This window comes from Brumimicrobium aurantiacum (assembly GCF_003402975.1).
GTDB classification, from domain to species: Bacteria; Bacteroidota; Bacteroidia; order Flavobacteriales_D; family Crocinitomicaceae; genus Brumimicrobium; species Brumimicrobium aurantiacum.
Window position 1 is genome coordinate 81,986 of the sequence record NZ_QURB01000001.1, and the last position, 25,496, is coordinate 107,481.

Genomic DNA, 25,496 nt, shown 5'->3' on the forward strand with positions numbered 1-25,496 from the left:
GCGCCTCCCCCCAACGGCAAACATATACTGAATAATTGATCAATTCTTATTTTCAATTAAAATTTCAGTTGTTAAGAACAAAACAACAATTAATTATAATAAAGGCTTTAAATGTGTAAAATTGTAATTTATGAAAATGAGTATTAAAGGGGAAACCGATTTAATTATTACAGATTGCCTTTAATTAAGTGGTCAACCGAAATTTTACCAGAACCTAAGAAAAATATTCCCATGTAACCCGCTAAATAAAGTAATGGTAATTCTATCTTCCCTAATCCATCTCCAGCATGAACAACGAATACAGCTATAATCATTGTCACAATTAAAGGAACCACTGCATATCTTGTCCACAATCCTATAGCTAATAAGGCTGAACAAACAACTTCTGCAAAAACGGCCAAAATTAAAGAAAGCATCACTCCAATTCCTAATGGATCGGCAAATCGAATTTCTCCTTCTCCCAATAATACATCCAACTTTGGTAGACCATGACCAAATAACATAGTTAAACCTAACACAGCTCTTAAAATCAGTGTACTTATTGATTTACTAAATCTCAATTCTTTTGAATACAACACCATAATTCGAATCTAATTATATTTTTATTCAGGTAAAGATAGCAATAAAATCGATGTTAAATTCCTAATTATTCAAGCTAGTACAAGACTAAGTTTAATTATGGTTTGGGTTAAAATTCAAACCTTCCACTTAATTAACAATATGAATAGAAATTAGAAGTAAAGGAATTAAGTTAAAAGAAATTGAATTCATTAACTTTGCAAAAAACAAATGTTATGGCATCAGCAGAAAGAGCAGCAGAAAAGAAATCGAAAATCAATCTTATATTAAATGATATTTCTTCAGGAGATGAAAAGAAAGTCTTAGAAGGGCTAAAAGCATTAAAGGTCAATGGAGATGATAAAGTGATTCTTCCTATTATTGAAGTTTGGTCTAAAGGGGTTTCACAAAAAACTGCAGATGAAATCGTTACATTTATTGGCGATATAAAGTCTACGACAAGTGCTCAAACAATTATGGATGTGCTTTTAGATGATCAATATAACAATATTCATTTGCCATTACTTACAACAATTTGGAACAGTAAGGTGGACTATTCAGAGTATATTGTTGATTTTGTAAACATTGCCATCAAACACGATTTCATGGTAGCTTTAGAATGTCTAACAATCATTGAAAACATGGAAGGTCCTTTCGAAGAACATCACATGTTAGATGCTGAAATTTCATTGAGAGAATACGCTGAAAAACACAATGAAGAGAAGTCAGATGACGATAAAAAAGTTCAAATGATTCTTGAAATTTCTAAACTAATTAAGTCCTTTGATGAACATATAATGTAGTACTTTTACAAGGTAATTTTCATACTTAAAGTTCGGAAAACTAAATGTGTTTCTCAACTTTCGTATAGCACTTGAATGCTAAAAAAGACCATTAATTTCAGCATCAATTGCAGAGATTATCTTTCCTAAATCTTCAGGGTCTTCATGGTAGTTATTGTTATCAACATCAACGATGAGTAGTTTCCCTTTATCGTAAGTACTGATCCATGCTTCATACCTTTCATTTAGACGCTTCAAATAATCCAATCGAATTGATTCCTCATATTCACGTCCTCTTTTTTGAATTTGGTTCACCAAAGTAGGTACGCTCGCCCTCAAATAGATCAATAAATCTGGAGGAGAAACAAAAGACTCAATAAGATTAAACAATGAGAAATAATTTTCAAAATCTCTTGTTGTCATTAAGCCCATCGAATGAAGGTTCGGAGCAAAAATATATGCATCTTCATAAATGGTTCTATCTTGAATTACCACTTTATCAGTTTGTTGAATCTCTTGAATTTGCGTGAATCGACTGTTTAAGTAATAAACTTGAAGATTAAATGACCAACGCTGCATATCTTCATAAAAATCGTTCAAATACGGATTTTGAGATACATTCTCATAATGTGTTTCCCAATTGAAATGTTTTGACAATAACTCTGTTAAAGTTGTTTTTCCTGATCCTATATTTCCTGCAACTGCAATATGCATAATTCAACTAATTAAATGATGGACTAAAATACTAATATAGTTTTAAAAATAAGTTTTAAGGTTGAGGAATTAAGGAATATTTGCTAATTCCATTGGTCAACTTAAAGTAAACTACATTCCCAAATACTTTTAAATCGATGATATCTGATTGAGGTAAAGCAATTCTTTCTTCTACTCCCGACTTAATATTCAATCGTATAATGTCTTTCTTTTCGAGGATATAAAGAAATTTTTCTGTTGGGTAAATATTTAACGCTTCCTTGGTATCAAATTTTCTTAATAAAGAACCATAATAGTCGAAGACAAAAACGCCTTGATCTTCATAAAATAAAAAAAGTTGATTTTGCTTTTCGATCATTGAAACCAGTTCATTACTGTAGGTAATATTCATTAAATTGGAAATTTCTGATTGAGCTACTGTAGATTGTATTCCTTCAAATCGTACGAGTCGAGCATTCTGTTCATCATATACCCAAAATCGGTTTGTTTGATTTGAATAACATACGTGAGTCCCATATCCTATTCCTACGGAAGCTAAATCAACTTTCCCTTCTTGAAAAGCCAAAGTATTATCTACAAAGCCAATCATCTGTTGATTTTCAGAAAAGAGCAATGCTTTTAATGAGTGTCTGGCATCAATCTTTGTGATTAATCCGAAATCTTTTCGACTTTGCGTAAAGGCTTGATTTAAATTGGTATCAAGCTTAAAAAGATTACCTCCTTTTGAATATACAATTTCACCAAGAGGAGTAATATCCCAAGCTTCTATTTCTGAATTTTGAAAAGACTGTTCGAGCTTCCAACACAATGTTTGGGAATTAACCAAAAATGGCGTAAACAACAGAAAAAGGTAAAGTATTTTCATCATGATTTTTTATCTTCAACAATCATGCGAGAATTCAACACAAGAATTTCTTCCATAATTTTTCTATCATTTGACAACCTTGGAACCTTATGTTGCCCACCTAATTTCCCTTTACTCTTCAACCAATCATCAAAAATATTTTTTCGTGCTTTTCGTACGATTGGAAAGTTCAACGTTAAATCATTCGTCCTTTTTGCATCATAATCAGAATTGATTTTTCTTAATTCATCATCTAAGATTTGAGCAAATAGTTTCATATCAGATGGTTCATGATTAAACTCTATTAACCATTCGTGTCCTCCATGATTACCTTCTTTCATATAAACAGGACAGGCAGTATAATCTTTTAAAAGTGCATTGGTTTGCTGACAAGCAACCTTTATAGCATTGTCTGTATTATCTACAATCACCTCTTCTCCAAAAACGTTGATAAAGTGTTTGGTTCTTCCAGTTACTTTAACGCGATATGGTTTTAAACTTGTAAACTTCACTGTATCCCCTACAATATATCTCCACAAACCTCCATTGGTTGAAATAACCATGGCATAATTCACATCTTCTTCGACATCTTTTAATTCTATGACTTTTTCTGATTGCGTTCCTTTATAATCTGACATTGGAATAAATTCGAAGAAAATTCCATAATCGAGCATCAATAACAAGTCTCCACCCAATTGATCTTGTATTCCAAAAAAGCCTTCAGATGCATTATAAGATTCAATATAGTGCATATCTTCATGTGGAATGATACGCTCAAATTCTTTTTCATAAGGTTTGAAACTTACACCACCGTGCATAAATAGTTCCAGATTTGGCCAAACTTCTCTAATGTCTGATTTACCTGTTTTTTCTAAGATTCGATTCATCAAAACTAATGTCCAACTCGGAACACCAGAAATACTCGAAACATCTTCATTAATGGTCTCTTCTGCTAGTTTTTCAATCTTCTCCTCCCATTCACTCATTAGAGCCGTTTCTCGCGAAGGAACACGTTTTATTTCGACCCACCAGGGTAAATTCTTCAAAATGATAGAAGATAAATCTCCAGTATAGCTATCTGGTCGTAACTTATTGTGTTCGGCAGTTCCGCCAACCACCAAATGTTTCCCTTTATAAAGCTTTGTGTTTGGAAAATGAGAATAATATATAGCCAATAAATCTTTTCCTCCTTTGTAATGACATTCTTCCAGCGATTCTTTGGTTACCGGAATAAATTTACTTCGATCTGAAGTAGTTCCTGAGGATTTCGCGAACCATTGTGTTTCTTTAGGCCAAAGTACATCCTCATCACCTTTCACCTCCTTTTCAACCCATTCTTTCAGATCGTCATAATCTTGAAGAGGTACTTTTTCTCTAAACTCATAATAATGATTGATATCATCGAAATGGTATTTAGCTCCGAATTTGGTTTTTCTTCCATTCAAAACCAGTCTTTCAAACCATTCTTTTTGAACTTCAGCCGGATGCATACGAAACAAATCGATTTGGTGTATTCGCTTTTTAATGATCCATCCAAAAATTGCATTAAAGGGCATAGTGTGATTTTTTTACTTGGATGAAGATACAAAGAACAAATAATAATTTGAGAATATTTTAATCTTTTTTCCAACCTATTGACATTTTTAGACGTCTTTTAATTAAGGTTTACTTTTGATACATAGTTGAAAAAGGCGCAATTCATATTGAAATGCGCCTTTTTTATAATTTGAGAACTCTGTTTATGCTACTTCTTACGCACGAATACGCGTACCGGAACTCCTTCAAAATCGAAATTCTTTCTAATTTTATTTTCTAAAAAGCGTTTATAACTATCAGGTATATATTGAGGTAAATTACAATAAAAAGCAAATGCTGGAGCATGGGTTGGTAATTGTGTGACATATTTAATACTCACGTATTTACCTTTTAGAGATGGTGGAGGGAAATTAATTATCTCTCCTAACATCACTTCATTAAGTACAGCTGTTTGAATCTTTTTCACACGGTTATTATAAACCTTCATGGCTACTTCTAGTGCCTTATGAATTCTTTGTTTCGTTAAGGCAGAGGTAAAGACGATTGGAACATCGTTAAATGGCGCCAATTGCTCGCGGATATGGTCTTCGGCTTCTTTCGTTGATTGATTATTCTTATTCTCAACCAAATCCCACTTATTTACAAGGACAACAATTCCTTTGTGATTTTTTTCACACATATAGAAAATGTTTAAATCTTGCTTTTGAATTCCTTCAGTGGCATCAATCATAAAGATACAAACATCAGAATTTTCAATTGTACGTACTGATCTTAAAACAGAATAGTATTCTATATCTTCTTGAACTTTGGCACGTTTTCTTATTCCAGCAGTATCAATCAATAAAAAGTCAAAACCATAGGCTGAATAACGTGTATTCACAGCGTCACGAGTTGTTCCAGAAATAGGAGTTACAATATTTCTGTCCTCACCAATTAAGGCATTAGCTAGAGATGACTTTCCAACATTAGGTTTACCTACAATTGCGAATCTTGGCAATTCACTATCTGACTCGATGGTTTTAGATTGGAACTCTTTAACCATGTCGTCAAGTAATTCACCAGTTCCAGAACCATTTGTTGCAGCAATATCATAAACATCGCCGACTCCCAATGACCAAAATTCAGAAGACATTCCAACTCTAGAGGTATTATCCACTTTATTAGCAGCAATAAACACCTTTTTATTCGTCATTCGTAGCATTTTGGCAACCTTATTGTCTAAATCGGTTATCCCCGTAGTTACATCAACTACGAATACAATTACGTTAGCTTCATCTATAGCCAATTCAACTTGTTTACGAATTTCACTTTCGAAAACATCATCAGAACCTTTTACATAACCACCAGTATCAATAACTGAATATTCGTATCCTACCCAGTCACCTTTACCATAAATTCGGTCACGTGTAACACCACTCATTTCCTCAACGATGGCATTTCTTGATTCTGTCAATCTGTTAAATAAGGTCGATTTACCTACGTTAGGTCTTCCGACAATTGCAACTATATTACTCATAACTAATATCCGTATTTTTTAAGTTTACCTTCGTTATTTCTCCAATCTTTATCAACCTTAACGAAGGTTTGCAAGAAAACATGTTTATCCAGGAATTTTTCAATGTCCTTACGACTATCAATTCCGATATATTTCAGTTGTCTTCCTTTAGCACCAATTAAGATTCCTTTTTGAGAATCTCTTTCTACAATAATATTCGCACGAATACGAATAATATCATCTTCTTCTATATATTCCGTCACTTCAACTTCACAAGCATAAGGAACCTCTTTCTTAAGGTTCAAAAATATCTTTTCACGAATAATTTCTGAAATGAAGAAGCGCATAGGACGATCTGAAATGGCTTCCTTATCGAAATAGGCTGGAGAATCTGGTAATTGATCAAGAATTAATTTCAAGATCGGATCCACATTAAAGTTATGTAAAGCTGAAACAGGTAAAACAGTAGCGTTTGGTAATTCTTTCTGCCAATATTCTAATCTTTCACCTACAACTTTTTGATCGCGAAGATCCATTTTATTTACAAGACAAATAACAGGGGTATTCAGCTCTTTAATTTTGGCTAAAGTTTCCTTATGGTTCATTGTATCTTCAAATACATCAGTAATAAAAAGTAAGACATCAGCATCTCTCAGTGATGTATTAACATATTTCATCATTGACTCATGAAGTTCGTAAGCTGCATTTACAACACCAGGTGTATCCGAAAATACAATTTGATAATCTTCATGGTTTAAAATACCACGAATTCGGTGACGTGTTGTTTGGGCTTTCGATGTAACAATAGAAAGCTTTTCACCCAAAAGTTGATTCATTAGTGTTGATTTCCCAACGTTTGGACTACCAACTATATTTACAAAACCAGATTTGTGACTCATATTCAAAATTATTCTTTTGCAAATTTGCAAAATATATTGCTATAAATAAAAAAGAGGCTGCCGAAAAGATCAGACAGCCTCTTAATATTTTAATTAATAGGTTTTACCTCCTATTTATTTTTTTGCTAATTCTTTAGCTTGTGAAATCCACTCGTCAGACTCAACTCTATCTTCACTTAGTCCTTCTAATTCACCAATTTTCTTGATGTCTTCTTCAGAAAGATTAGCAATTTGTTCATAAGTAGTGAAACCTGCAGCAGCTAATTCTTTAGCGTAAACTGGTCCAATACCTTTGATTTTAGTCAAATCATCTTGTGTATCATCTTTCTTTTCATTAGAAGTTGTTTCTTCTTTCTTAGCCTCAGTAGAAGCATTTGATGAACCACCTCTTCTAGAACGACGAGTTTTCTTTTCTTTAGGTTCTTTAGTCATCAATTCGTTAAAATCAACTAATTCAACCATACACATTTCAGCGTTATCTCCTAGACGGTTTCCTGTACGAATGATACGTAAGTAACCTCCTGGACGATCTGCAATTTTAGGAGAAATCTCTCTAAATAATTCAGTCGTTGCTTCTTTACTTTGTAAGTATTTAAATACAATACGACGTGAATGTGTAGAATCTGTTTTTGATTTCGTTAGCAAAGGCTCAATATAAACACGTAGCGCTTTTGCTTTTGCAACGGTTGTATTGATTCTTTTGTGCTCGATAAGTGAACAAGCCATATTAGAAAGCATAGCTTTTCTATGTGCTGATGTTCTACTTAAACTATTATTTTTTTTACCGTGTCTCATTTTAAAGTCTTATATCAGTTTTTACTCTTTGTCTAATTTATATTTAGACGTATTCATTCCAAACGTCAATCCTTTAGCATCAACTAGATCTTCTAGCTCTGTTAGGGATTTCTTACCGAAGTTTCTGAACTTCAATAAATCGTTTTTATTATAGACTACCAAATCTCCTAAAGTATCAACGTCAGCAGCTTTCAAGCAGTTCAATGCTCTCACTGATAAGTCTAGATCTACCAATTTAGATTTCAACAATTGACGCATGTGTAGTGAAGTCTCATCAAACTCTTCAGTTTCTGATTTAATTTCACTATCCAATGTTATGCGCTCATCAGAGAACAACATAAAGTGATGGATAAGGATTTTTGCAGCTTCTTGCAAAGCATCTTTTGGATGAATAGAACCATCTGTTAAGATGTCAAAGATTAATTTTTCGTAATCTGTTTTTTGTTCTACACGGAAATTATCAACTGTAAACTTTACATTTTTAATAGGTGTAAAAATAGAATCGATAAAAATAGTTCCAAATGGTGCGTTAGCTGTTTTATTTTCTTCAGCAGGAACATACCCTCTTCCCTTAATAATTTTAAGCTCGATATCTAATTTTACAGAAGCGTCCATGTTACAGATAACCATATCTGGATTAAGAACTTGGAATGCCGTAGTAAATTTGTTGATATCACCAGCAGTAAAAGTATCTTGTCCTCCAACAGAGATGATAACAGTTTCTTCGTCTTGGTCTTCTATTTGTTGTTTAAAACGAACTTGTTTTAAATTCAATACAATCTCAGTCACGTCTTCTACTACACCTTTGATTGTAGAAAACTCATGATCAACACCTTCAATTCTAATTGAAGAGATAGCAAAGCCTTCTAATGAGGAAAGTAATATACGTCTTAAAGCGTTTCCAACAGTGATACCATAACCAGGCTCTAACGGACGAAACTCGAATTGACCTTCGTGTTCGTTAGATTCGATCATGATCACCTTGTCCGGCTTTTGAAAATCTAAAATAGCCATAATAATAAATTAATTTTTATTTAGAATATAATTCTACAATCAGTTGTTCCTTAATGTTTTCAGGAATCATTTCTCTTGAAGGAGTACTCATTACTGTTCCTGACATTGAAGCAGAATCCCAGTTCAACCAATCATAATTTGTTGATTTAGCAGCAATTGAATTTGTAATTGCTTCTAAAGATTTAGATTTCTCACGTACACCAACAACATCTCCTTCACGAAGTGTGTATGATGGAATATTCACTAAACTACCGTTTACCGTAATGTGTTTATGAGAAACAAATTGACGTGCAGCACTACGTGTAGGTGCAATTCCTAAACGGTAAACTGTGTTATCTAAACGAGACTCACAAAGAATCAACAAGTTCTCACCTGTAATTCCTTTCATTGCTGAGGCTTTTTTAAATAAGTTTGAAAACTGACGCTCTAAAATACCGTAAGTATATTTCGCTTTTTGTTTTTCAGTCAACTGGATAGAGTACTCAGATTGTTTTCCTCTTCTCTTGTTTGGTCCATGTTGTCCTGGTCCATAAGATCTTTTTTCCAGTGCTTTATCTGGGCCAAAAATTGGTTCTCTAAATCTACGAGCAATTTTCGACTTTGGTCCTGTATATCTTGCCATTATTAATTGTTATTGTGAGGGGCTGTGAATTAAGGCATCTTCCTTCGCCAGCACTGATCCTCGTGTTGTTAAAATATTAAACTCTTCTACGTTTTGGTGGGCGACAACCATTGTGCGGTAATGGTGTAACATCATTAATTTCTGTTACCTCAATTCCTGAGTTGTGTATTGCACGGATCGCTGATTCTCTTCCTGAACCAGGTCCTTTTACAAATACTTTTACCTTACGTAATCCGAAGTCATGCGCTTCTCTAGCACACTCTTCTGCTGAAACTTGTGCAGCATATGGAGTGTTTTTCTTAGAACCTTTGAAGCCCATTTTTCCAGCAGATGACCAAGAAATAACTTGACCTTGTGCGTTGGTTAAAGATACAATGACATTGTTGAAGGTAGCTTGGATATGCGCTTCACCAATAGCATCTACTTTAACATTTTTCTTCTTCTTTTGATTAGACTTTGCCATAATTAAATACTATTATTTAGTTGCTTTTTTCTTGTTTGCAACAGTTTTTCTTCTACCTTTTCTTGTTCTAGAGTTGTTCTTTGTACGTTGTCCTCTCAAAGGTAAACCAGATCTATGTCTAACACCTCTATAACAACCAATATCCATTAAACGTTTGATGTTTAATTGAACTTCTGAACGTAAAGCACCTTCAACCTTAATTTCATTGATAGTATTACGAATTTGACCGATTTGGTCATCATTCCAGTCTTGAACTTTAATATTTTCGTCAATACCATTTGCTTTTAAAATCTCTTCTGCTCTACTACGTCCAATACCAAAGATATATGTTAATCCAATAACACCTCTTTTGTTTTTTGGTAGATCTATTCCTGCAATTCTCGCCATAACTTATACTGTTAATTTATCCTTGACGTTGTTTAAACTTAGGATTCTTTTTGTTAATAACGTAAACTCTTCCTTTTCGTTTTACGATTTTACAATCTTCCGATCGTTTTTTAACTGAAGCTCTTACTTTCATTTTATTATTAATTTACGCGCCTTACGACGCTCGCTTGTTCTTATTTATATCTAAATGATATTCTCCCTTTTGTTAAATCATAAGGAGACATTTCTACTTTCACTCTATCACCAGGTAATATCTTAATGTAATACATTCTCATTTTCCCGGAGATGTGAGCGGTAATAATATGACCATTTTCTAACTCTACACGAAACATTGCGTTAGATAATGATTCTATAATCGTACCGTCTTGTTCTATCGATTGTTGTTTAGCCATCTTTTCTAATTTTATTACATTCCAGACATCTCCCCTTGGGTACGACGTCCTCTAATTTTAGTTCCTTCCATTAATCCATCATAATGACGGTTTAAAAGGTAAGACTCAATTTGCTGTAAAGTATCCAAAACAACTCCAACCATAATCAATAAAGATGTTCCTCCGAAGAATAATGCAAATCCATCACCAACACCAAACTGCACAGCGATAGCTGGAATTATAGCAATTAATGCTAAAAATACAGATCCTGGTAAAGTAATCTTTGAAACTAAATTATCGATATAATCAGCAGTTTCATCTCCTGGACGTACACCTGGAATAAATCCACCATTACGTTTCATGTCATCTGCCATTTTCTTTGGATTGATCATAATTGCTGTATAGAAATACGTAAACACAATAATCAAAACAAATAAAACTAAATTATACCATAGTCCAAAAATACCAAATTGGGATTCTATAAACATTACTGGAACTGTCATTATTGCTTGTGCGAAAATGATTGGCATTACTCCTGATGCATTTACCTTAATCGGTAAATAAGATCTTGCACCTTGAGCGTCTACCGCACCACCTCGTGCACCAGCAACTCTTTTCGCATAGTTCATAGGAATCTTACGAACACCCTGAACAACAAGTACTGTAGCCATTACGATTAACATGAAAATGATAACCTCAATGATTACAATTAAGAACGAATGTTGAGCTGTTTCAGCCACAAAAGATTGAGGTAAACGTGCAATAATACCAACTGTAATCAGCAATGATATTCCGTTACCTACACCTTTATCAGTTATTCTTTCTCCCAACCAAACAGCAAACATAGCCCCTGCAACTAATACTAGTACAGATTGTGTCCACCATAATGGCGAATTAATGAAAGCTTCTGGAATCGCATTTTTACTAGCAACATATAACGACAAATAACCTGGAGCCTGAACAGCACAGATTATAATTGTTAAAATACGTGTATAGTTATTGATACGTTTTCGACCACTTTCACCTTCTTGTTGCATTTTCTGAACTGCAGGAACAGCCATTCCCATCAACTGCATAATAATTGATGCAGAAATGTAAGGCATGATACCTAACGCTAAAAATGATGCATTAGTAAACCCACCACCAGAAAGCAAACCTAAAAGGCCTTCGATAGTTCCGGCATCAGCACCATCAGATGCTAGTTTAGAACTGTCTACACCTGGTAACACAATAAATGATCCGATTCGGAAAACAAGAATTAAAGAAAAGGTAATTAATAACCTTTTCCTTAGTTCTTCAACTTTCCAAATATTACTTATATTCTCTATTAGTTTCTTCATTTGGGTAAAATAGTTTGCAAAGTTAATTAGATTTCTGAACAATCACCACCTTTCGACTCAATTTCTGCTTTTGCAGTTGCCGAAAACTTGTGAGCGGAAACACTAATTTTTGCTGTTAGCTCACCTCTACCGAGGATTTTAACTAATTCTCTATTCCCTAATAAACCGTTTGCACGTAATACTTCAGGATTGATTTCAGTAAGATTTTTACGATCAACTAATTGTTGAATTACATCCAAATTAACGGCTTTGTATTCAACTCTATTGATATTCGTAAAACCATATTTTGGTGCACGTCTTTGTAATGGCATTTGACCACCTTCGAATCCGATTTTCTTACTGTAACCTGATCTTGATTTAGCACCTTTATGACCACGCGTAGCAGTTCCACCATATCCAGAACCTTGTCCTCTTCCGATACGACGCTGTCTGTGTGTAGAACCTTTAGCTGGTTTTAAATTATTTAAACTCATTGCTTTTTAGTTTTATATGTTTTACTCAACTATTTCAACTAAGTGTTGAACTTTAGCGATCATACCCATTACTTGAGGAGTTGCCTCTTTCTCGATTGTATGATTCATTTTTCTTAATCCTAGTGCTTGTACAGTGTCTTTCTGACGTTGTGTACGGTTTATAGCACTTCTTACAAGTTTAATTTTCACTGTCTTCATTACTATAAATATTAACCGTTAAACACTTGATCCATTGTAATACCACGTTGTTTAGCTACAGAAAATGCATCTCTCATTTGAGATAAAGCATCTATTGTTGCTTTAACAACATTTTGTGGATTAGATGAACCTTGAGATTTTGCCAATACATTATGGATACCTGCACTTTCAAGAACGGCACGCATAGCACCTCCTGCAATTACACCTGTACCCTCTGATGCCGGCTTGAGTAAAACTCTTGCTCCACTAAATTTACCTTTCTGTGTATGAGGCACAGTATTGTTAATTATTGGAACTTGAATTAAGTTCTTCTTCGCATCGTCAATTCCTTTAGAAATTGCTTCTGTTACTTCATTAGCTTTACCTAATCCTTGACCTACGATTCCATTCTCGTTACCAACCACTACGATTGCAGAGAAACTGAATGTACGTCCACCTTTTGTTACTTTTGTAACTCTGTTAATACCAACTAACTTATCAACTAGTTCTAAGTCTGCTGGTTTAACACGATTATTAATTTTTGCTGCCATTTTTATTAAAGTTTTAGTCCACCTTCTCTTGCTCCGTCTGCAAGTGATTTTACTCTACCGTGATATAAATATCCATTACGGTCAAATTTCACTGAATCAATGTTTGCTTTTAATGCTTTTTCAGCAATTAATTTACCAACGATTGCAGCTTGCTCAATCTTAGGAAGGTTTTCACATTCTTTTACTCCTTGAGACGATGCAGAAACTAATGTTTCTCCTTTCAAGTCATTAACTACTTGTGCATATATCTGCTTATTACTTCTATATACTGTTAATCTTGGAAGTGTCTCAGTACCCGTCAAATTCTTACGGATACGTTTTTTAATTTTAGCTCTTCTCGCTATTTTGCTAAATGCCATTTCTTTTAAAATTTAAGGTTATTTACCTGCAGCTTTACCAGCTTTTCTTCTTACATGCTCACCTTGTAAGCGGATACCTTTTCCTTTGTACGGTTCAGGTTTACGGAAGGAACGAATTTTGGCAGCTACGTGTCCTAACAGTTGTTTATCATGAGACTCAAGCGTCACAACTGGTGCTTTACCTTTAGCGGTTTCTGCAGATACCTTAATTTCTTTAGGTAATTCGATAACAATAGGGTGAGAATGACCTACAGACATAGACAATACTTGTCCGTTTGCCTCAGCTCTAAAACCTACACCTATTACTTCTAATACCTTTTTATACCCTTCCGATACTCCTTCGATCATGTTGAAAACTAATGCTCTTGAAAGACCATGTTTTGCACGAACAGCTGGCGCGTCAGATGCGCGGTTAAATTTTATGATACCATCTTCGATTTCTACAGAAATAGAAGGATCTAATTCTTGAGATATTTCTCCTTTAGGTCCTTTTGCTGTAACGATTTGGCCATCCATTTTAATTTCTACTCCACTCGGGATGCTTATTGGGGATTTACCTATCCTTGACATTACTTATTACTTCTTAATTAATTAATAAACGTAACAAAGAACTTCACCACCAACGTTTTGTACTCTCGCTTCTTTATCTGTCATCAACCCTTTTGAAGTTGAGATAATTGCGATTCCTAAACCGTTTAATACACGTGGCAATTCCTTTGAATTACTATACTTTCTTAACCCAGGTGTTGAAACTCTTTGCAATTTAGTAATTGCAGGAACTTTCGTTGATGGATTATATTTAAGTGCAATCTTAATGATTCCTTGTTTGTTGTCTTCTTCTACTTTGTAGTTTGCAATATAACCTTTTTCAAAAAGGATTTTTGCCATTGCTACTTTTGTGTTTGAAGAAGGCATTTCAACAACTTTCTTAGTCACACTGCTCGCATTTCTAATGCGAGTCAAAAAATCTGCTATTGGATCTGTATTCATATTTTCTAAACTCTAAGATTACCAACTTGCTTTTTTAATTCCTGGTATTTTACCAGAAAGAGCCATTTCTCTAAATGTCACCCTTGACAAACCAAATTGTCTCATATATCCTCTTGGACGACCAGTTAAATTACAACGGTTGTGTAATCTCACTGATGATGAGTTTTTTGGCAGTTTTTGAAGTGCTTCCCAGTCTCCAGCATCCTTAAGCGCTTGGCGCTTTTCAGCATACTTCTCAACTAAGGCTTGTCTTTTACGCTCACGCGCTTTCATTGATTCTTTTGCCATTCTACTATTTTTTTGTAAATGGAAAACTAAACGCATCTAATAATGCTTTTGCTTCTTCATCAGTTTGTGCTGAAGTAACAAATGTAATATCCATTCCTAAAATTTTGTTTACTTTATCGATATCGATCTCTGGAAAAATAATATGTTCTTTTACTCCCATACTAAAGTTTCCTCTTCCGTCAAATCCTTTTGCTGGAACACCTTTGAAATCACGTGTACGTGGAAGAGCGATTGAAATTAATCGATCTAAAAATTCGTACATATTATCTCCACGAAGTGTTACCTTAGTTCCAATTGGCATTCCTTTTCTCAATTTGAAATTAGAAATATCTTTCTTTGAAACTGTTGCAATAGCTTGTTGACCAGTTATTGCTGTAATATCTTCGATCGCTCCATCAATGATTTTCTTATCAGCAACCGCTTCACCAATACCTTGAGAAATAATAATTTTCTCAATTTTTGGTACACGCATAACTGTTTTGAAACCGAATTGTTTTTGCAAAGCAGGAATTACCTCCTCTTTGTATTGTTTTCTAAGTCTTGGTGTATAGCTCATTACTTAATTTCTTCTCCTGATTTCTTAGCGAATCGAACTAGCTTTCCATCCTTGTTTTCCTTACGACCAACGCGAGTTGGTTCGTTATTGACAACAAGCATGAGGTTGGAAATGTGAAGACCCGCTTCTTTCTCCACAATACCACCTTGAGGGTTCGCTGCATCTGGTTTAGTGTGACGTTTTACAACGTTAACACCTTCCACAAGCACACGCTCTTTATTTCTGTCTATTGATAGGACTTTTCCATCCTGACCACGGTGTTCTCCGCTAATAACTTTAACGGTATCACCTACTTTTATGTGTAATTTCTTTTGCATGATATTAAGTTTTAAAGCACTTCAGGTGCTAATGAAACAATCTTCATGTAATTGTTATCACGCAGCTCTCTAGCCACTGGTCCAAAAATACGAGTTCCTCTCATTTCATTTGCTTGGTTTAATATAACCACAGCATTATCATCGAATCGAATATAAGATCCGTCTGGACGACGGATTTCTTTTTTCGTTCTTACTACCACAGCCGTAGCTACTTGTCCTTTTTTGACATTACCAGAGGGCATTGCGCTCTTGACAGAAACCACTATTTTATCTCCAATAGAAGCGTAACGACGTTTTGTACCTCCGAGAACACGGATACACAATACTTCTTTCGCACCACTATTGTCGGCAACTGCAAGTCTTGATTCTTGTTGTATCATTTCTTAATGATTATTTAGCTCTTTCTAAAATTTCTACTAATCTCCAATTCTTTGTTTTAGACAAAGGTCGGCATTCACGAATACGTACTGTATCACCTATGTTACAGTCGTTTTTTTCATCGTGGGCCACAAATTTAGTAGTTTTTTTTATGAATTTACCATATTTCAGGTGTTTAACTTTTCGTTCAACTGTAATTACGATAGATTTTTCCATCAAATCACTAGTTACAACACCAGTTCTTTCTTTTCTTAAATGTTGATTTTCCATATCAAGGCATTTTCTAATTGTAAGTTAAAACTTACTTGTTTCTTTTGGTCAATTCCGTATTCAACCTTGCTACTGTCTTTCTCAACGCTCTAATTTGCATTGGATTTTCTAATGGTGATACTTTATGTGTCAACATTAATTTTCCAATCTTTTCAGTTGTTGTGTCTAGACGATCTTTAAGATCATTTACGGACAATTGAGTGATTTCTTCTTGTTTCATTTTTCTAATTATTTTCCTGGAACTACATAGTCGTGACGTGTAACGAATTTACACTTTACAGGAAGCTTTTGCGCTGCCAAACGAAGTGCCTCTTTGGCAACATCATAAGGAACACCATCTGCTTCAAATAAAATACGTCCTGGTTTTACAACAGCAACCCAGTGACTTGGAGCACCCTTTCCTTTACCCATACGTACCTCTGCAGGCTTAGACGTAACAGGTTTGTCTGGAAAGATTCTAATCCAAACTTTTCCTTCTCTCTTCATGTATCTAGTAACGGCTATACGTGAAGCTTCGATTTGTCTGGATGTAATCCATGCTGGTTCCAAGGTTTTAAGTCCAAAAGATCCGAAAGCAACTGTACTTCCTCTTTGAGCAAGTCCGGTATTTCTTCCCTTTTGCGCTTTTCTAAATTTGGTTTTCTTTGGTGATAACATCTTTCACTACTTTTTTAAGAATTCAACTTATTTTTTCTTTCTTTTTGGTCCGCCGCGGCGACCACCTTTCTTTTGAGACTCAAGCCCAATGTTAGGAGAAAGATCGCGTTTACCAAAAATCTCACCTTTACAAATCCATACCTTAATACCGATACGTCCGTAAGTTGTGTGAGCCTCAGCCAATGCATAATCAATATCTGCTCTAAATGTATGCAATGGAGTTCTTCCATCTTTATACATCTCGTCACGAGCCATTTCAGCTCCGTTCAAACGACCAGATATCTTAACTTTGATTCCTTCAGCACCCATTCTCATTGTAGAAGCTACAGCCATTTTAATTGCTCTACGGAAAGAAATACGTGCTTCAATTTGACGTGCAATATTATCCGCAACTAAATGAGCATCCAATTCTGGACGTTTGATCTCAAATATGTTGATTTGGATTTCTTTGTTCGTCAATTTTTTCAATTCTTCTTTTAGCTTATCAACTTCTTGACCACCCTTACCAATAATCACACCTGGGCGTGAAGTATTAATAGTAACTGTTACCAATTTTAGAGTTCTTTCGATGATAATTTTAGAAATACTGGCACGTGATAAACGAGCATTAAGATATTTTCTAATTTTATCGTCCTCAACAATTTTATCCGAATAATCAGAACCTCCATACCAGTTAGAATCCCAACCGTGAATGTATCCTAATCTATTTCCTATTGGATTAGTTTTTTGTCCCATTTCCTAATTTTTAACTCCGTCCACGACAATACGTACGTGGTTAGATCGTTTTCTAATTCTATTTGCTCTACCTTGAGCTCTTGGTTGAATTCTCTTCAACATTCCAGCTGGTGAAACTTCGATAGTTTTCACCACTAGCTCTTCTTCTTCCAAACTTTTGTCTTCATTTTTAGCTTCCCAGTTTGCAATTGCTGAACGCAATAAGGTTGAAAGGCTTTTTGAAGCATCCTTTGGATTGTGTTGCAATATATTTAACGCCTTGTTTACTTCAACCCCACGAATAAGATCAGCAACTAATCTCATTTTTCTTGGAGCGATAGGAGAGTTCTTAAGTGATGCAAATGCAATCGACTTATTTTCTTCCTTTCTTTGCTCGGCTTTTAATCTTTTTCTAGCACCCATGATACGAAGTTTTAATTATCTTCTTTTATCTTTCTTATTACCAGCATGTCCTCTGAAGCTACGCGTTGGCGCGAATTCTCCAAATTTATGCCCTACCATATTCTCAGTTACAAATACTGGGATAAATTTATTCCCATTATGAACTGCTATTGTTAATCCAACAAAATCAGGAGTAATTGTAGAGGCACGAGACCATGTTTTAATTACACTCTTAGACTTTGTGGACTGTGCTTTCTCCATTTTTTGCACTAACTTATAGTGCACGAATGGTGGTTTCTTTAACGAACGACTCATATCCTATTTCTTTCTTTTCTCAATGATAAACTTATCTGAATATTTCTTAGCTGCACGCGTTTTGTATCCTTTTGCAGGAATACCGTTACGCGATCTTGGGTGTCCTCCAGAGTGACGACCTTCACCACCACCCATTGGGTGATCAATTGGGTTCATCACAACACCTCTAACACGAGGACGACGGCCTAACCATCTTGAACGACCAGCTTTACCAGAAACAGATAAACTGTGATTATGATTCGAAACAGAACCAATCGTTGCTAGACAAGTAGTTAAGATCATACGAACTTCACTAGATGGCATTTTTAAAATACCATACTTACCTTCTCTGGCAATCAATTGCGCTGATGTTCCAGCACCACGAGCAATAACTCCTCCTTTTCCAGGTGTCATTTCAACGTTGTGTACAGTTGTTCCCAATGGAATATCAGAAATATACATTGCATTTCCAACTTTTGGAGTTGCATTTTTTCCTGACATAACAGTGTCACCAACTTCTAGTCCCTCCGGCGCAATAATGTAACGCTTCTCACCATCTTTGTAGAAAAGTAAAGCGATATTAGCAGTACGATTTGGATCATACTCTATCGTCTTTACAGTGGCAGGAATATCAGCTTTATCTCTTTTGAAATCGATAATACGATACTTCTGCTTGTGACCACCTCCGATATAACGCATAGTCATACGTCCTGAATTATTACGTCCACCTGATTTCTTACGAGATGCAAGTAGAGATTTTTCTGGACCTTTTGCGGTAATTTCAGAATAATCACTGATGAGTTTGTGTCTCTGCCCTGGAGTTGTAGGCTTGAATTTTTTAAGACTCATTTCTTTTAATTAATTAAACATTAGTAAACAGATCAATCGTCTCTCCTTCTGCAACAGTAACAATAGCTTTTTTGAATTTACTACTGCGTTGCTCAACGATACCTTTGTTAGTAAACTTAACAGAGGGTTTTCCACCGCCATAATTCATCGTACGTACAGCTTCCACTGTAACGTCATACATGTTCTCGACGGCTTTTTTAATTTCTATCTTATTCGCTCTATGATCTACTACAAAAGTAAAACGATTATTCATTTCACTATCCATTGTAGCTTTTTCTGTAATAAGAGGCTTTTTTATAATTGTGTTCATCACCAATTAGTTTAAAATCTTTTCAATTACGTCAACTGCATCTTTTGCAATTACAACTTTTCTTGCATTCAACACATCGTAAGTGTTAAGTGAGTCAGCAGAAACAACCTTTACATTCTTGATGTTTTTTGCTGATTTATAAGCATTGTCATTATTGTCGCCAACAACAAACAATGTTTTCTCATTCTCCAATTTCAACGCTGTTAAAACTGATAAAAACTCTTTTGTTTTTGGTGTGTCAAATTTCAATCCATCTAAAACAAGAATTGACTCTTCTTTAGCTTTTAGAGATAATGCAGATTTTCTTGCAACTCTTTTCAACTTAGTATTAAGTTTGAATCTGTAGTTTCTTGGACGTGGTCCAAATGCTCTACCTCCACCTCTAAAAATTGGACTTTTTATAGAACCAGCACGTGCTGTACCTGTTCCTTTTTGCTTTTTAATCTTTTTAGTACTTCCAGTGATATCACCTCTTTCCTTAGATTTATGAGTACCTTGACGTTGATTCGCCAAATACTGCTTTACATCTAAGTAAATTGCATGATCATTTGGCTCAATTCCGTAAATTGAATCAGATAAACTCAACTTATCTGAAGTAGCTTTACCTTTTGTATCTAATACTTTTGCTTCCATTACTTCTCAATTATTACTGTTGAACCTTTAGCTCCTGGGATAGAACCTTTAACTACTAAAATGTTTTTGTCACCTAAAACCTTAATTACTTCAAGGTTCTCGATAGTAACGCGTTTGTTACCTGTTTGACCTGCCATCTTCTTCCCTTTGAAAACACGACTTGGTGTAGAAGCCATCCCGATAGATCCAGGAGCTCTGCTCATACTTTGTTGACCGTGAGTTCTTTCTGAACCTGCAAATCCGTGACGTTTTACAACACCTTGGAAACCTTTACCTTTAGATGTTCCAGAGATATTTACTAAATCTCCTTCTGCAAATAAATCAGCATTGATTACTTCTCCAGCTTTTAAGTCTTGTTCGAAACCATCGAATTCAACTAACTCCTTTTTAGGTGTTGTGTTTGCTTTCTTAAAGTGACCTTTTAATGCACCTGGAGTGTTTTTTTCTTTACGCTCTCCAAATCCTAACTGAATGGCATCGTATCCATCCCTGTCATTTGTTTTAACTTGTGTAACAACACAAGGACCAGCTTCTATCACTGTGCATGGTGTTGCCTTACCCTCGACACTGTAGACACTAGTCATTCCGACTTTTCTTCCAATAATTCCTGGCATTCTTTCTTTATTATAAATTAAACTTTAATTTCTACGTCAACACCACTTGGTAGCTCTAAGCGCATAAGTGCATCAACAGTTTTTGATGACGAACTATAGATATCTAACAATCTCTTGTAAGAACATAATTCGAATTGCTCACGTGCTTTTTTGTTAACGTGTGGTGACTTCAATACAGTATAAATTCTTTTGTGTGTTGGAAGTGGAATTGGACCACTTACTACAGCACCAGTAGTTTTTACTGTTTTTACGATTTTTTCAGCCGACTTGTCAACCAAGTTGTAATCGTAAGACTTTAATTTTATTCTAATTTTTTGACTCATTACTTATAAATTAAGCTGTAACATTTCCTTTAATTTTCGCGATAACTCCATCTGCAATGTTCTTTGGACAAACATCATAGTGAGAAAACTCCATTGTTGAAGTTGCTCTACCTGATGAAATTGTTCTCAAAGTTGTAACATATCCAAACATTTCAGATAATGGAACGTGTGCTTTAACAACTTTCGCTCCTGATCTATCTTCCATTCCTTGCATTTGTCCACGTCTTCTATTCAAATCAGCAACTACATCACCCATGTTTTCTTCTGGAGTAACAACCTCCAATTTCATGATTGGTTCTAATAATTGTGGATTTGTTTTTGGAATTGCATTACGGTATGCCATTTTCGCAGCTACCTCAAATGAAAGTGAGTCTGAATCGACTGCGTGGAATGAACCATCAACTAATTCAACTTTAAGTGAATCCATTGGGTATCCAGCTAAAACACCATTTTTCATTGCAGTTTCAAAACCTTTCTGAACTGATGGAATGTATTCACGAGGAACGTTACCACCTTTAATGCTGTTGATAAATTCTAATCCTTCTTTCTCTTCGTCTTCTTGAGGACTTATTTTAACAACGATGTCAGCAAATTTACCACGACCACCAGATTGTTTTTTATAAGTTTCTCTATGATCTACAGGAGTAGAAATCTTCTCTTTGTAAGATACTTGTGGTTCACCTTCATTAACCTCTACTTTAAACTCACGTTTTAAACGGTCAATTAAAACTTCAAGGTGTAACTCTCCCATTCCTGAGATTACTGTTTGACCTGAATCATCATCAGATTTAATTTGGAATGTTGGATCTTCTTCTGATAATTTATTAAGTCCTACTGATAATTTATCAACATCAGCTTTTGTTTTAGGCTCAATTGCAATACCAATTACTGGGTCTGGGAAATCCATAGACTCTAATACGATTGGACTTTTCTCATCACATAAGGTATCACCTGTCCTGATGTCTTTAAATCCAACTGCCGCTCCAATATCACCACATTCTAATACTTCAATTGCATTTTGTTTGTTTGAGTGCATTTGAAACAAACGAGAAATACGTTCTTTTTTAGATGTACGTGTATTGTACACATAAGAACCAGCTTCGATTTTACCAGAATAAGTTCTAACGAAACATAAACGACCTACAAATGGGTCAGTTGCAATTTTAAATGCTAAAGCAGACATTGGTTCTGTCAAACTTGGCTTTCTAGTTTCCATTTCCTCAGTCACAGGGTTTTTACCTTCAATCGCTTCAACATCAATTGGTGAAGGTAAAAATGCCATAACTGCATCAAGAAGTGTTTGAACACCTTTGTTTTTAAATGCAGATCCACACATAATTGGAGTAATTGCCATACTGATTGTAGACTTTCTAATCGCATTGATCATTTCGTCTTCTGTAATAGAGTCAGCATCTTCGAAGAACTTCTCCATTAAAGCATCATCAGACTCTGCAACAGTTTCAATAAGATAATTTCTGTATTCAGCAACCTGATCAACCATATCCTCTGGCATATCAATCTCTTCCCAAGTCATCCCTAAGTCTTCCTCGTTCCAAACGTATGCTTTGTTTACAATAAGGTCAACAACTCCTCTGAAAGTATCTTCGTAACCAATCGGTAATTGAAGTGGAACTGGAGTACCTCCAAGTCTTTCTTTAATTTGATTTACTGTACCTAAGAAATCTGCACCTGCACGGTCCATCTTATTTACAAAACCAATTCTTGGAACACCATATTTATCGGCTTGTCTCCAAACAGTTTCAGATTGAGGCTCTACTCCTGAAGATGCACAAAACAATGCTACAGCACCATCCAATACACGTAACGAACGCTCTACCTCAACAGTAAAGTCAACGTGACCTGGAGTATCAATAATATTAATTTTATACTCCTTATCTAAATAATTCCAAGAGGCTGTAGTTGCAGCAGAAGTAATTGTAATACCTCTTTCCTGCTCTTGCTCCATCCAGTCCATCACTGACGCACCATCATGAGTCTCACCTATCTTGTGACTAATTCCAGTATAATAAAGGATACGCTCTGTAGTTGTGGTTTTCCCAGCATCTACGTGAGCCATAATTCCAATATTCCTTGTATATTTTAAATCTCTTTTTGCCATAACTTGCTTTTTTTTAGAATCTGAAATGTGAGAATGCTTTGTTTGCCTCCGCCATTCTTAATGTATCTTCTTTCTTCTTGTAAGCTCCACCTTCTTCTTTAGAAGCTGCAATAAACTCATTCGCTAAACGCTGAGCCATTGTTTTCTCATTACGCTTACGAGAAAAAGTGATCATCCACTTCATTGCTAGTGATTGCTTTCTACCCTCACGCACAGGAGTAGGAATTTGGAATGTCGCACCCCCAACTCTTCTACTTCTAACCTCTACACTTGGTGTAATGTTATCAATCGCTTTTTTAAACACCTCTAAACCTGACTGATCCTCTAACTTTGACTCAACGATTTCAATTGCATCGTAAAAGATCTTAAAAGCAGTGTTTTTCTTACCATCCAACATAAGATTATTCACGAACTTAGTTACTTGAACATCTTTAAACTTTGGATCCGGCAAGATCTCAATTTTTTTCGCCTTTTTTCTTCTCATGACTTACGTTTTATTTTTTAGGTCTTTTAGTTCCATACTTAGAACGACGTTGCGTTCTTCCTTCAACACCTGCAGTATCTTCCGCACCACGAACGATATGGTATCGAACACCCGGAAGATCTTTAACTCTTCCTCCTCGAACCAATACCATCGAGTGCTCCTGAAGGTTGTGACCTTCTCCACCGATGTAAGCATTAACTTCTTTCCCATTTGTCAAACGTACTCTGGCTACTTTTCTCATAGCAGAGTTAGGCTTCTTAGGTGTAGTGGTGTACACACGCACACATACTCCTTTACGCTGCGGACAAGAATCAAGTGCTGCTGACTTGCTCTTCTTCACCGGCGCTGTTCTTCCTTTGCGCACTAACTGTTGTATAGTTGGCATATTTTTACATTAAATTTTTACAATAAATAATCTCCTCAAAACTACTTTGAGGGTTGCAAAAATAAGAATTTAAATTTAGATTCCAATAGTTATAAGAGAAAACTTGCTGATTTTTAACAAAGAAGTGTTTATTAAAAACAAAAACTTATCAGCTTTATTGGATTTAGAAATGTCAAAATAAAATGCATTTTCATCTCGACATCTACAAATTTAGGAGATTTTTTTAAAAGTCAAAATAAAACCACCCTAATTATAGGGTGAAAAAACCAAACACTGATTTGTCATTTATTTGACATAAAATATTTACAAGACTGATTTTCAAAATCCTATTTACTGTAACGATAAATATCTAAACAAGATATTTCGAAATATATTCTAGTAATCCATTCAATCCATCGACCTATAAATGTTAAAAACTATTAATTAGACAGGGTTCATCTGTGAAATACTGTTAACACGTTCTTTACAGACAGAATATTAATGTATCTTATAAAATGACAGAATTTTTAACTAAAATAAAAACTAGAAAAATGAAAAAATCAATTCTCACTACTATTATTGCATGCGTCATAGGTATTAACTCCTTCGGACAGAGAGAAGAGTTAAAACTCGGAATCAAAGCCGGACCATCAATTTCAAACGTGTTTGATTCGGAAGGAGAACAATTCGAGGCAGACCCAAAATTAGGATACACTATTGGAGCAAATCTGGAAATTCCAATTGGAAAATTTTTAGGAGTACACCCAGAAGTTCTTCTAACTCAAAAAGGATTCCAAGGAAGAGGCGCCATTTTGACTAACGAATATAAATACAGTAAAACAACCACCTTCTTAGAAGTTCCTGTACTTTTTGCTTTTAAACCCTTCGATGCTGTTTCAATTGTTGCTGGTCCACAATTCGCATATCTATTAAGTGAGAAAAATGAATTCGAAAGTGGAACAACAGAATTCAATCATGAAAACACATTTGAACAAGATAATATCCGAAAAAACATAATGGGTCTTGTGGGAGGAATAAATATTAATATTGATCACATTACAATTGGTGGAAGAGTCGGTTTCGATCTTCAAAATAATCGAGGAGACGGAACCCACGACACACCTCGATACAAAAACACATGGGCGCAATTAACTTTAGGATATAGATTCTACTAATATTAAAGCCTAACAACTAATCAATTACATTGGTTTGGCAATTAAAGAAACAACAGTAAAATGAATAGCAGAGGTGTGGAAGTTTTATAAGAATCATTTTCATGTAAAACTTCCACACCTTTTTTTTATTTTTTAAACAGTATGTCTGCAAAAAGCAGATAGAAAATCATGAAAAAAGCACATAGATATTATACAAGATATATTCAAGGATTAAAAATACATACGATTTGTCTCAAAAATTGAGACTGATTTATAATAATTCTACCGATAACGGAATGACTTTAACCAAAATAGCGCATTGATATAAAGATGTGAAAGGATCCCAGTTTAAAGTGTTTTAATACAATTATTAATACACCCCATCTAAACTATTCAACAA

The 25,496-nt window shown here is 34.9% G+C and carries 40 protein-coding genes; 2 read left to right on the forward strand and 38 right to left on the reverse strand.

Going from position 1 to position 25,496, the window contains the following annotated elements:
* Positions 1–167: 167 nt before the first annotated feature.
* Entirely contained in the window at positions 168–581 is a 414-nt protein-coding gene (locus tag DXU93_RS00360; protein WP_116879260.1) for a DoxX family protein, read from the reverse strand.
* A gap of 213 nt (positions 582–794) precedes the next feature.
* On the opposite strand from DXU93_RS00360, the gene DXU93_RS00365 reads away from it, so the two are divergent.
* Positions 795–1,361 carry a hypothetical protein gene (locus DXU93_RS00365; protein WP_116879261.1) on the forward strand — a complete coding sequence of 189 codons (567 nt, stop codon included), beginning with the start codon at positions 795–797 and terminating at the stop codon, positions 1,359–1,361.
* Positions 1,362–1,439: 78 nt separating this feature from the next.
* Here DXU93_RS00365 and DXU93_RS00370 read toward each other — a convergent pair whose 3' ends face one another.
* From DXU93_RS00370 to rpsL, 37 genes are all read right to left on the reverse strand, one after another.
* Positions 1,440–2,054: a deoxynucleoside kinase gene (locus tag DXU93_RS00370; protein ID WP_116879262.1), complete on the reverse strand. Its 615-nt coding sequence runs from the start codon at positions 2,052–2,054 to the stop codon at positions 1,440–1,442.
* Between the two features lie 55 nt (positions 2,055–2,109).
* Positions 2,110–2,922 (reverse strand): hypothetical protein, encoded by an 813-nt coding sequence (locus tag DXU93_RS00375; protein ID WP_116879263.1) that lies wholly within the window; start codon positions 2,920–2,922, stop codon positions 2,110–2,112.
* Positions 2,919–4,454: a GH3 auxin-responsive promoter family protein gene (locus DXU93_RS00380; RefSeq protein WP_116879264.1), complete on the reverse strand. Its 1,536-nt coding sequence runs from the start codon at positions 4,452–4,454 to the stop codon at positions 2,919–2,921. The genes DXU93_RS00375 and DXU93_RS00380 overlap by 4 nt, the downstream gene beginning before the upstream one ends.
* 188 nt (positions 4,455–4,642) lie before the next feature.
* Positions 4,643–5,950 carry a ribosome biogenesis GTPase Der gene (gene der, locus DXU93_RS00385; RefSeq protein WP_116879265.1) on the reverse strand — a complete coding sequence of 436 codons (1,308 nt, stop codon included), beginning with the start codon at positions 5,948–5,950 and terminating at the stop codon, positions 4,643–4,645.
* A gap of 2 nt (positions 5,951–5,952) precedes the next feature.
* Complete coding sequence (gene era, locus DXU93_RS00390) at positions 5,953–6,828, reverse strand: GTPase Era (RefSeq protein WP_116879266.1); 876 nt, start codon at positions 6,826–6,828, stop codon at positions 5,953–5,955.
* A gap of 114 nt (positions 6,829–6,942) precedes the next feature.
* Complete coding sequence (gene rplQ / locus DXU93_RS15335) at positions 6,943–7,623, reverse strand: 50S ribosomal protein L17 (RefSeq protein WP_116879267.1); 681 nt, start codon at positions 7,621–7,623, stop codon at positions 6,943–6,945.
* Between the two features lie 21 nt (positions 7,624–7,644).
* Positions 7,645–8,637, reverse strand: a complete 993-nt coding sequence (locus tag DXU93_RS00400; RefSeq protein WP_116879268.1) for a DNA-directed RNA polymerase subunit alpha — start codon at positions 8,635–8,637, stop codon at positions 7,645–7,647.
* A gap of 16 nt (positions 8,638–8,653) precedes the next feature.
* Entirely contained in the window at positions 8,654–9,259 is a 606-nt protein-coding gene (rpsD, locus tag DXU93_RS00405; RefSeq protein ID WP_116879269.1) for a 30S ribosomal protein S4, read from the reverse strand.
* A gap of 76 nt (positions 9,260–9,335) precedes the next feature.
* On the reverse strand, positions 9,336–9,722 hold the full coding sequence (rpsK, locus tag DXU93_RS00410; RefSeq protein WP_116879270.1) for a 30S ribosomal protein S11: 387 nt from the start codon (positions 9,720–9,722) through the stop codon (positions 9,336–9,338).
* Between the two features lie 12 nt (positions 9,723–9,734).
* Positions 9,735–10,109 (reverse strand): 30S ribosomal protein S13, encoded by a 375-nt coding sequence (rpsM, locus tag DXU93_RS00415; protein WP_116879271.1) that lies wholly within the window; start codon positions 10,107–10,109, stop codon positions 9,735–9,737.
* A 16-nt stretch (positions 10,110–10,125) separates the two neighbouring features.
* Positions 10,126–10,242 carry a type B 50S ribosomal protein L36 gene (gene ykgO / locus DXU93_RS00420; protein ID WP_101334172.1) on the reverse strand — a complete coding sequence of 39 codons (117 nt, stop codon included), beginning with the start codon at positions 10,240–10,242 and terminating at the stop codon, positions 10,126–10,128.
* Positions 10,243–10,282: 40 nt separating this feature from the next.
* Complete coding sequence (infA, locus tag DXU93_RS00425) at positions 10,283–10,501, reverse strand: translation initiation factor IF-1 (RefSeq protein WP_116879272.1); 219 nt, start codon at positions 10,499–10,501, stop codon at positions 10,283–10,285.
* Positions 10,502–10,515: 14 nt separating this feature from the next.
* A complete protein-coding gene (gene secY, locus DXU93_RS00430; RefSeq protein WP_116879273.1) occupies positions 10,516–11,820 on the reverse strand; it encodes a preprotein translocase subunit SecY in 1,305 nt (434 codons plus the stop codon).
* 26 nt (positions 11,821–11,846) lie between these two features.
* On the reverse strand, positions 11,847–12,293 hold the full coding sequence (gene rplO / locus DXU93_RS00435; RefSeq protein WP_116879274.1) for a 50S ribosomal protein L15: 447 nt from the start codon (positions 12,291–12,293) through the stop codon (positions 11,847–11,849).
* Positions 12,294–12,314: 21 nt separating this feature from the next.
* Entirely contained in the window at positions 12,315–12,491 is a 177-nt protein-coding gene (gene rpmD / locus DXU93_RS00440) for a 50S ribosomal protein L30 (RefSeq protein ID WP_116879275.1), read from the reverse strand.
* A gap of 11 nt (positions 12,492–12,502) precedes the next feature.
* On the reverse strand, positions 12,503–13,021 hold the full coding sequence (gene rpsE, locus DXU93_RS00445) for a 30S ribosomal protein S5 (RefSeq protein WP_116879276.1): 519 nt from the start codon (positions 13,019–13,021) through the stop codon (positions 12,503–12,505).
* Positions 13,022–13,026: 5 nt separating this feature from the next.
* The gene (gene rplR, locus DXU93_RS00450; RefSeq protein ID WP_116879277.1) at positions 13,027–13,380 is read right to left on the reverse strand and encodes a 50S ribosomal protein L18; all 354 of its coding nucleotides are present in this window, start codon (positions 13,378–13,380) and stop codon (positions 13,027–13,029) included.
* Positions 13,381–13,398: 18 nt separating this feature from the next.
* Positions 13,399–13,950, reverse strand: coding sequence for a 50S ribosomal protein L6 (gene rplF, locus DXU93_RS00455; protein ID WP_116879278.1), 552 nt, complete (start codon positions 13,948–13,950; stop codon positions 13,399–13,401).
* 21 nt (positions 13,951–13,971) lie between these two features.
* A complete protein-coding gene (gene rpsH / locus DXU93_RS00460) occupies positions 13,972–14,370 on the reverse strand; it encodes a 30S ribosomal protein S8 (protein WP_116879279.1) in 399 nt (132 codons plus the stop codon).
* Positions 14,371–14,388: 18 nt separating this feature from the next.
* Positions 14,389–14,658, reverse strand: a complete 270-nt coding sequence (rpsN, locus tag DXU93_RS00465; RefSeq protein ID WP_116879280.1) for a 30S ribosomal protein S14 — start codon at positions 14,656–14,658, stop codon at positions 14,389–14,391.
* A gap of 4 nt (positions 14,659–14,662) precedes the next feature.
* Complete coding sequence (gene rplE / locus DXU93_RS00470; RefSeq protein ID WP_116879281.1) at positions 14,663–15,214, reverse strand: 50S ribosomal protein L5; 552 nt, start codon at positions 15,212–15,214, stop codon at positions 14,663–14,665.
* A complete protein-coding gene (gene rplX / locus DXU93_RS00475) occupies positions 15,214–15,531 on the reverse strand; it encodes a 50S ribosomal protein L24 (RefSeq protein WP_116879282.1) in 318 nt (105 codons plus the stop codon). The genes rplE and rplX overlap by 1 nt, the downstream gene beginning before the upstream one ends.
* Positions 15,532–15,542: 11 nt before the next feature.
* On the reverse strand, positions 15,543–15,911 hold the full coding sequence (gene rplN, locus DXU93_RS00480) for a 50S ribosomal protein L14 (RefSeq protein ID WP_116879283.1): 369 nt from the start codon (positions 15,909–15,911) through the stop codon (positions 15,543–15,545).
* A gap of 10 nt (positions 15,912–15,921) precedes the next feature.
* On the reverse strand, positions 15,922–16,179 hold the full coding sequence (gene rpsQ / locus DXU93_RS00485) for a 30S ribosomal protein S17 (protein ID WP_116879284.1): 258 nt from the start codon (positions 16,177–16,179) through the stop codon (positions 15,922–15,924).
* Positions 16,180–16,210: 31 nt separating this feature from the next.
* On the reverse strand, positions 16,211–16,399 hold the full coding sequence (rpmC, locus tag DXU93_RS00490) for a 50S ribosomal protein L29 (protein WP_116879285.1): 189 nt from the start codon (positions 16,397–16,399) through the stop codon (positions 16,211–16,213).
* 8 nt (positions 16,400–16,407) lie between these two features.
* Complete coding sequence (gene rplP, locus DXU93_RS00495; protein WP_116879286.1) at positions 16,408–16,836, reverse strand: 50S ribosomal protein L16; 429 nt, start codon at positions 16,834–16,836, stop codon at positions 16,408–16,410.
* Positions 16,837–16,863: 27 nt separating this feature from the next.
* A complete protein-coding gene (gene rpsC / locus DXU93_RS00500; RefSeq protein ID WP_116879287.1) occupies positions 16,864–17,571 on the reverse strand; it encodes a 30S ribosomal protein S3 in 708 nt (235 codons plus the stop codon).
* Between the two features lie 3 nt (positions 17,572–17,574).
* Positions 17,575–17,973 carry a 50S ribosomal protein L22 gene (gene rplV, locus DXU93_RS00505; RefSeq protein WP_116879288.1) on the reverse strand — a complete coding sequence of 133 codons (399 nt, stop codon included), beginning with the start codon at positions 17,971–17,973 and terminating at the stop codon, positions 17,575–17,577.
* A 15-nt stretch (positions 17,974–17,988) separates the two neighbouring features.
* A complete protein-coding gene (gene rpsS / locus DXU93_RS00510) occupies positions 17,989–18,267 on the reverse strand; it encodes a 30S ribosomal protein S19 (RefSeq protein ID WP_116879289.1) in 279 nt (92 codons plus the stop codon).
* A 3-nt stretch (positions 18,268–18,270) separates the two neighbouring features.
* Positions 18,271–19,095 carry a 50S ribosomal protein L2 gene (gene rplB, locus DXU93_RS00515; RefSeq protein WP_116879290.1) on the reverse strand — a complete coding sequence of 275 codons (825 nt, stop codon included), beginning with the start codon at positions 19,093–19,095 and terminating at the stop codon, positions 18,271–18,273.
* A gap of 13 nt (positions 19,096–19,108) precedes the next feature.
* Positions 19,109–19,405 carry a 50S ribosomal protein L23 gene (gene rplW / locus DXU93_RS00520; protein ID WP_116879291.1) on the reverse strand — a complete coding sequence of 99 codons (297 nt, stop codon included), beginning with the start codon at positions 19,403–19,405 and terminating at the stop codon, positions 19,109–19,111.
* A gap of 6 nt (positions 19,406–19,411) precedes the next feature.
* Positions 19,412–20,038, reverse strand: coding sequence for a 50S ribosomal protein L4 (gene rplD / locus DXU93_RS00525; protein WP_116879292.1), 627 nt, complete (start codon positions 20,036–20,038; stop codon positions 19,412–19,414).
* The gene (gene rplC / locus DXU93_RS00530; protein WP_116879293.1) at positions 20,038–20,652 is read right to left on the reverse strand and encodes a 50S ribosomal protein L3; all 615 of its coding nucleotides are present in this window, start codon (positions 20,650–20,652) and stop codon (positions 20,038–20,040) included. The genes rplD and rplC overlap by 1 nt, the downstream gene beginning before the upstream one ends.
* A 17-nt stretch (positions 20,653–20,669) precedes the next feature.
* A complete protein-coding gene (gene rpsJ / locus DXU93_RS00535) occupies positions 20,670–20,975 on the reverse strand; it encodes a 30S ribosomal protein S10 (RefSeq protein WP_107038327.1) in 306 nt (101 codons plus the stop codon).
* A 10-nt stretch (positions 20,976–20,985) separates the two neighbouring features.
* A complete protein-coding gene (gene fusA, locus DXU93_RS00540) occupies positions 20,986–23,094 on the reverse strand; it encodes an elongation factor G (protein WP_116879294.1) in 2,109 nt (702 codons plus the stop codon).
* 13 nt (positions 23,095–23,107) lie between these two features.
* The gene (gene rpsG, locus DXU93_RS00545) at positions 23,108–23,578 is read right to left on the reverse strand and encodes a 30S ribosomal protein S7 (RefSeq protein WP_116879295.1); all 471 of its coding nucleotides are present in this window, start codon (positions 23,576–23,578) and stop codon (positions 23,108–23,110) included.
* Between the two features lie 10 nt (positions 23,579–23,588).
* On the reverse strand, positions 23,589–23,963 hold the full coding sequence (gene rpsL / locus DXU93_RS00550; protein ID WP_107038330.1) for a 30S ribosomal protein S12: 375 nt from the start codon (positions 23,961–23,963) through the stop codon (positions 23,589–23,591).
* A 530-nt stretch (positions 23,964–24,493) separates the two neighbouring features.
* Here rpsL and DXU93_RS00555 point away from each other — a divergent pair.
* On the forward strand, positions 24,494–25,117 hold the full coding sequence (locus DXU93_RS00555) for a porin family protein (RefSeq protein WP_165851302.1): 624 nt from the start codon (positions 24,494–24,496) through the stop codon (positions 25,115–25,117).
* Positions 25,118–25,496 lie beyond the last annotated feature (379 nt).

Excerpts from the sequence above, each read along its gene's own strand:
- DXU93_RS00360 (WP_116879260.1), bottom strand. The coding sequence starts at position 581 with ATGGTGTTGTATTCAAAAGAATTGAGATTTAGTAAATCAATAAGTACA.
- DXU93_RS00365 (WP_116879261.1), top strand. The coding sequence starts at position 795 with ATGGCATCAGCAGAAAGAGCAGCAGAAAAGAAATCGAAAATCAATCTT.
- DXU93_RS00370 (WP_116879262.1), bottom strand. The coding sequence starts at position 2,054 with ATGCATATTGCAGTTGCAGGAAATATAGGATCAGGAAAAACAACTTTA.
- DXU93_RS00375 (WP_116879263.1), bottom strand. The coding sequence starts at position 2,922 with ATGATGAAAATACTTTACCTTTTTCTGTTGTTTACGCCATTTTTGGTT.
- DXU93_RS00380 (WP_116879264.1), bottom strand. The coding sequence starts at position 4,454 with ATGCCCTTTAATGCAATTTTTGGATGGATCATTAAAAAGCGAATACAC.
- der (WP_116879265.1), bottom strand. The coding sequence starts at position 5,950 with ATGAGTAATATAGTTGCAATTGTCGGAAGACCTAACGTAGGTAAATCG.
- era (WP_116879266.1), bottom strand. The coding sequence starts at position 6,828 with ATGAGTCACAAATCTGGTTTTGTAAATATAGTTGGTAGTCCAAACGTT.
- rplQ (WP_116879267.1), bottom strand. The coding sequence starts at position 7,623 with ATGAGACACGGTAAAAAAAATAATAGTTTAAGTAGAACATCAGCACAT.
- DXU93_RS00400 (WP_116879268.1), bottom strand. The coding sequence starts at position 8,637 with ATGGCTATTTTAGATTTTCAAAAGCCGGACAAGGTGATCATGATCGAA.
- rpsD (WP_116879269.1), bottom strand. The coding sequence starts at position 9,259 with ATGGCAAGATATACAGGACCAAAGTCGAAAATTGCTCGTAGATTTAGA.
- rpsK (WP_116879270.1), bottom strand. The coding sequence starts at position 9,722 with ATGGCAAAGTCTAATCAAAAGAAGAAGAAAAATGTTAAAGTAGATGCT.
- rpsM (WP_116879271.1), bottom strand. The coding sequence starts at position 10,109 with ATGGCGAGAATTGCAGGAATAGATCTACCAAAAAACAAAAGAGGTGTT.
- ykgO (WP_101334172.1), bottom strand. The coding sequence starts at position 10,242 with ATGAAAGTAAGAGCTTCAGTTAAAAAACGATCGGAAGATTGTAAAATC.
- infA (WP_116879272.1), bottom strand. The coding sequence starts at position 10,501 with ATGGCTAAACAACAATCGATAGAACAAGACGGTACGATTATAGAATCA.
- secY (WP_116879273.1), bottom strand. The coding sequence starts at position 11,820 with ATGAAGAAACTAATAGAGAATATAAGTAATATTTGGAAAGTTGAAGAA.
- rplO (WP_116879274.1), bottom strand. The coding sequence starts at position 12,293 with ATGAGTTTAAATAATTTAAAACCAGCTAAAGGTTCTACACACAGACAG.
- rpmD (WP_116879275.1), bottom strand. The coding sequence starts at position 12,491 with ATGAAGACAGTGAAAATTAAACTTGTAAGAAGTGCTATAAACCGTACA.
- rpsE (WP_116879276.1), bottom strand. The coding sequence starts at position 13,021 with ATGGCAGCAAAAATTAATAATCGTGTTAAACCAGCAGACTTAGAACTA.
- rplR (WP_116879277.1), bottom strand. The coding sequence starts at position 13,380 with ATGGCATTTAGCAAAATAGCGAGAAGAGCTAAAATTAAAAAACGTATC.
- rplF (WP_116879278.1), bottom strand. The coding sequence starts at position 13,950 with ATGTCAAGGATAGGTAAATCCCCAATAAGCATCCCGAGTGGAGTAGAA.
- rpsH (WP_116879279.1), bottom strand. The coding sequence starts at position 14,370 with ATGAATACAGATCCAATAGCAGATTTTTTGACTCGCATTAGAAATGCG.
- rpsN (WP_116879280.1), bottom strand. The coding sequence starts at position 14,658 with ATGGCAAAAGAATCAATGAAAGCGCGTGAGCGTAAAAGACAAGCCTTA.
- rplE (WP_116879281.1), bottom strand. The coding sequence starts at position 15,214 with ATGAGCTATACACCAAGACTTAGAAAACAATACAAAGAGGAGGTAATT.
- rplX (WP_116879282.1), bottom strand. The coding sequence starts at position 15,531 with ATGCAAAAGAAATTACACATAAAAGTAGGTGATACCGTTAAAGTTATT.
- rplN (WP_116879283.1), bottom strand. The coding sequence starts at position 15,911 with ATGATACAACAAGAATCAAGACTTGCAGTTGCCGACAATAGTGGTGCG.
- rpsQ (WP_116879284.1), bottom strand. The coding sequence starts at position 16,179 with ATGGAAAATCAACATTTAAGAAAAGAAAGAACTGGTGTTGTAACTAGT.
- rpmC (WP_116879285.1), bottom strand. The coding sequence starts at position 16,399 with ATGAAACAAGAAGAAATCACTCAATTGTCCGTAAATGATCTTAAAGAT.
- rplP (WP_116879286.1), bottom strand. The coding sequence starts at position 16,836 with ATGTTATCACCAAAGAAAACCAAATTTAGAAAAGCGCAAAAGGGAAGA.
- rpsC (WP_116879287.1), bottom strand. The coding sequence starts at position 17,571 with ATGGGACAAAAAACTAATCCAATAGGAAATAGATTAGGATACATTCAC.
- rplV (WP_116879288.1), bottom strand. The coding sequence starts at position 17,973 with ATGGGTGCTAGAAAAAGATTAAAAGCCGAGCAAAGAAAGGAAGAAAAT.
- rpsS (WP_116879289.1), bottom strand. The coding sequence starts at position 18,267 with ATGAGTCGTTCGTTAAAGAAACCACCATTCGTGCACTATAAGTTAGTG.
- rplB (WP_116879290.1), bottom strand. The coding sequence starts at position 19,095 with ATGAGTCTTAAAAAATTCAAGCCTACAACTCCAGGGCAGAGACACAAA.
- rplW (WP_116879291.1), bottom strand. The coding sequence starts at position 19,405 with ATGAACACAATTATAAAAAAGCCTCTTATTACAGAAAAAGCTACAATG.
- rplD (WP_116879292.1), bottom strand. The coding sequence starts at position 20,038 with ATGGAAGCAAAAGTATTAGATACAAAAGGTAAAGCTACTTCAGATAAG.
- rplC (WP_116879293.1), bottom strand. The coding sequence starts at position 20,652 with ATGCCAGGAATTATTGGAAGAAAAGTCGGAATGACTAGTGTCTACAGT.
- rpsJ (WP_107038327.1), bottom strand. The coding sequence starts at position 20,975 with ATGAGTCAAAAAATTAGAATAAAATTAAAGTCTTACGATTACAACTTG.
- fusA (WP_116879294.1), bottom strand. The coding sequence starts at position 23,094 with ATGGCAAAAAGAGATTTAAAATATACAAGGAATATTGGAATTATGGCT.
- rpsG (WP_116879295.1), bottom strand. The coding sequence starts at position 23,578 with ATGAGAAGAAAAAAGGCGAAAAAAATTGAGATCTTGCCGGATCCAAAG.
- rpsL (WP_107038330.1), bottom strand. The coding sequence starts at position 23,963 with ATGCCAACTATACAACAGTTAGTGCGCAAAGGAAGAACAGCGCCGGTG.
- DXU93_RS00555 (WP_165851302.1), top strand. The coding sequence starts at position 24,494 with ATGAAAAAATCAATTCTCACTACTATTATTGCATGCGTCATAGGTATT.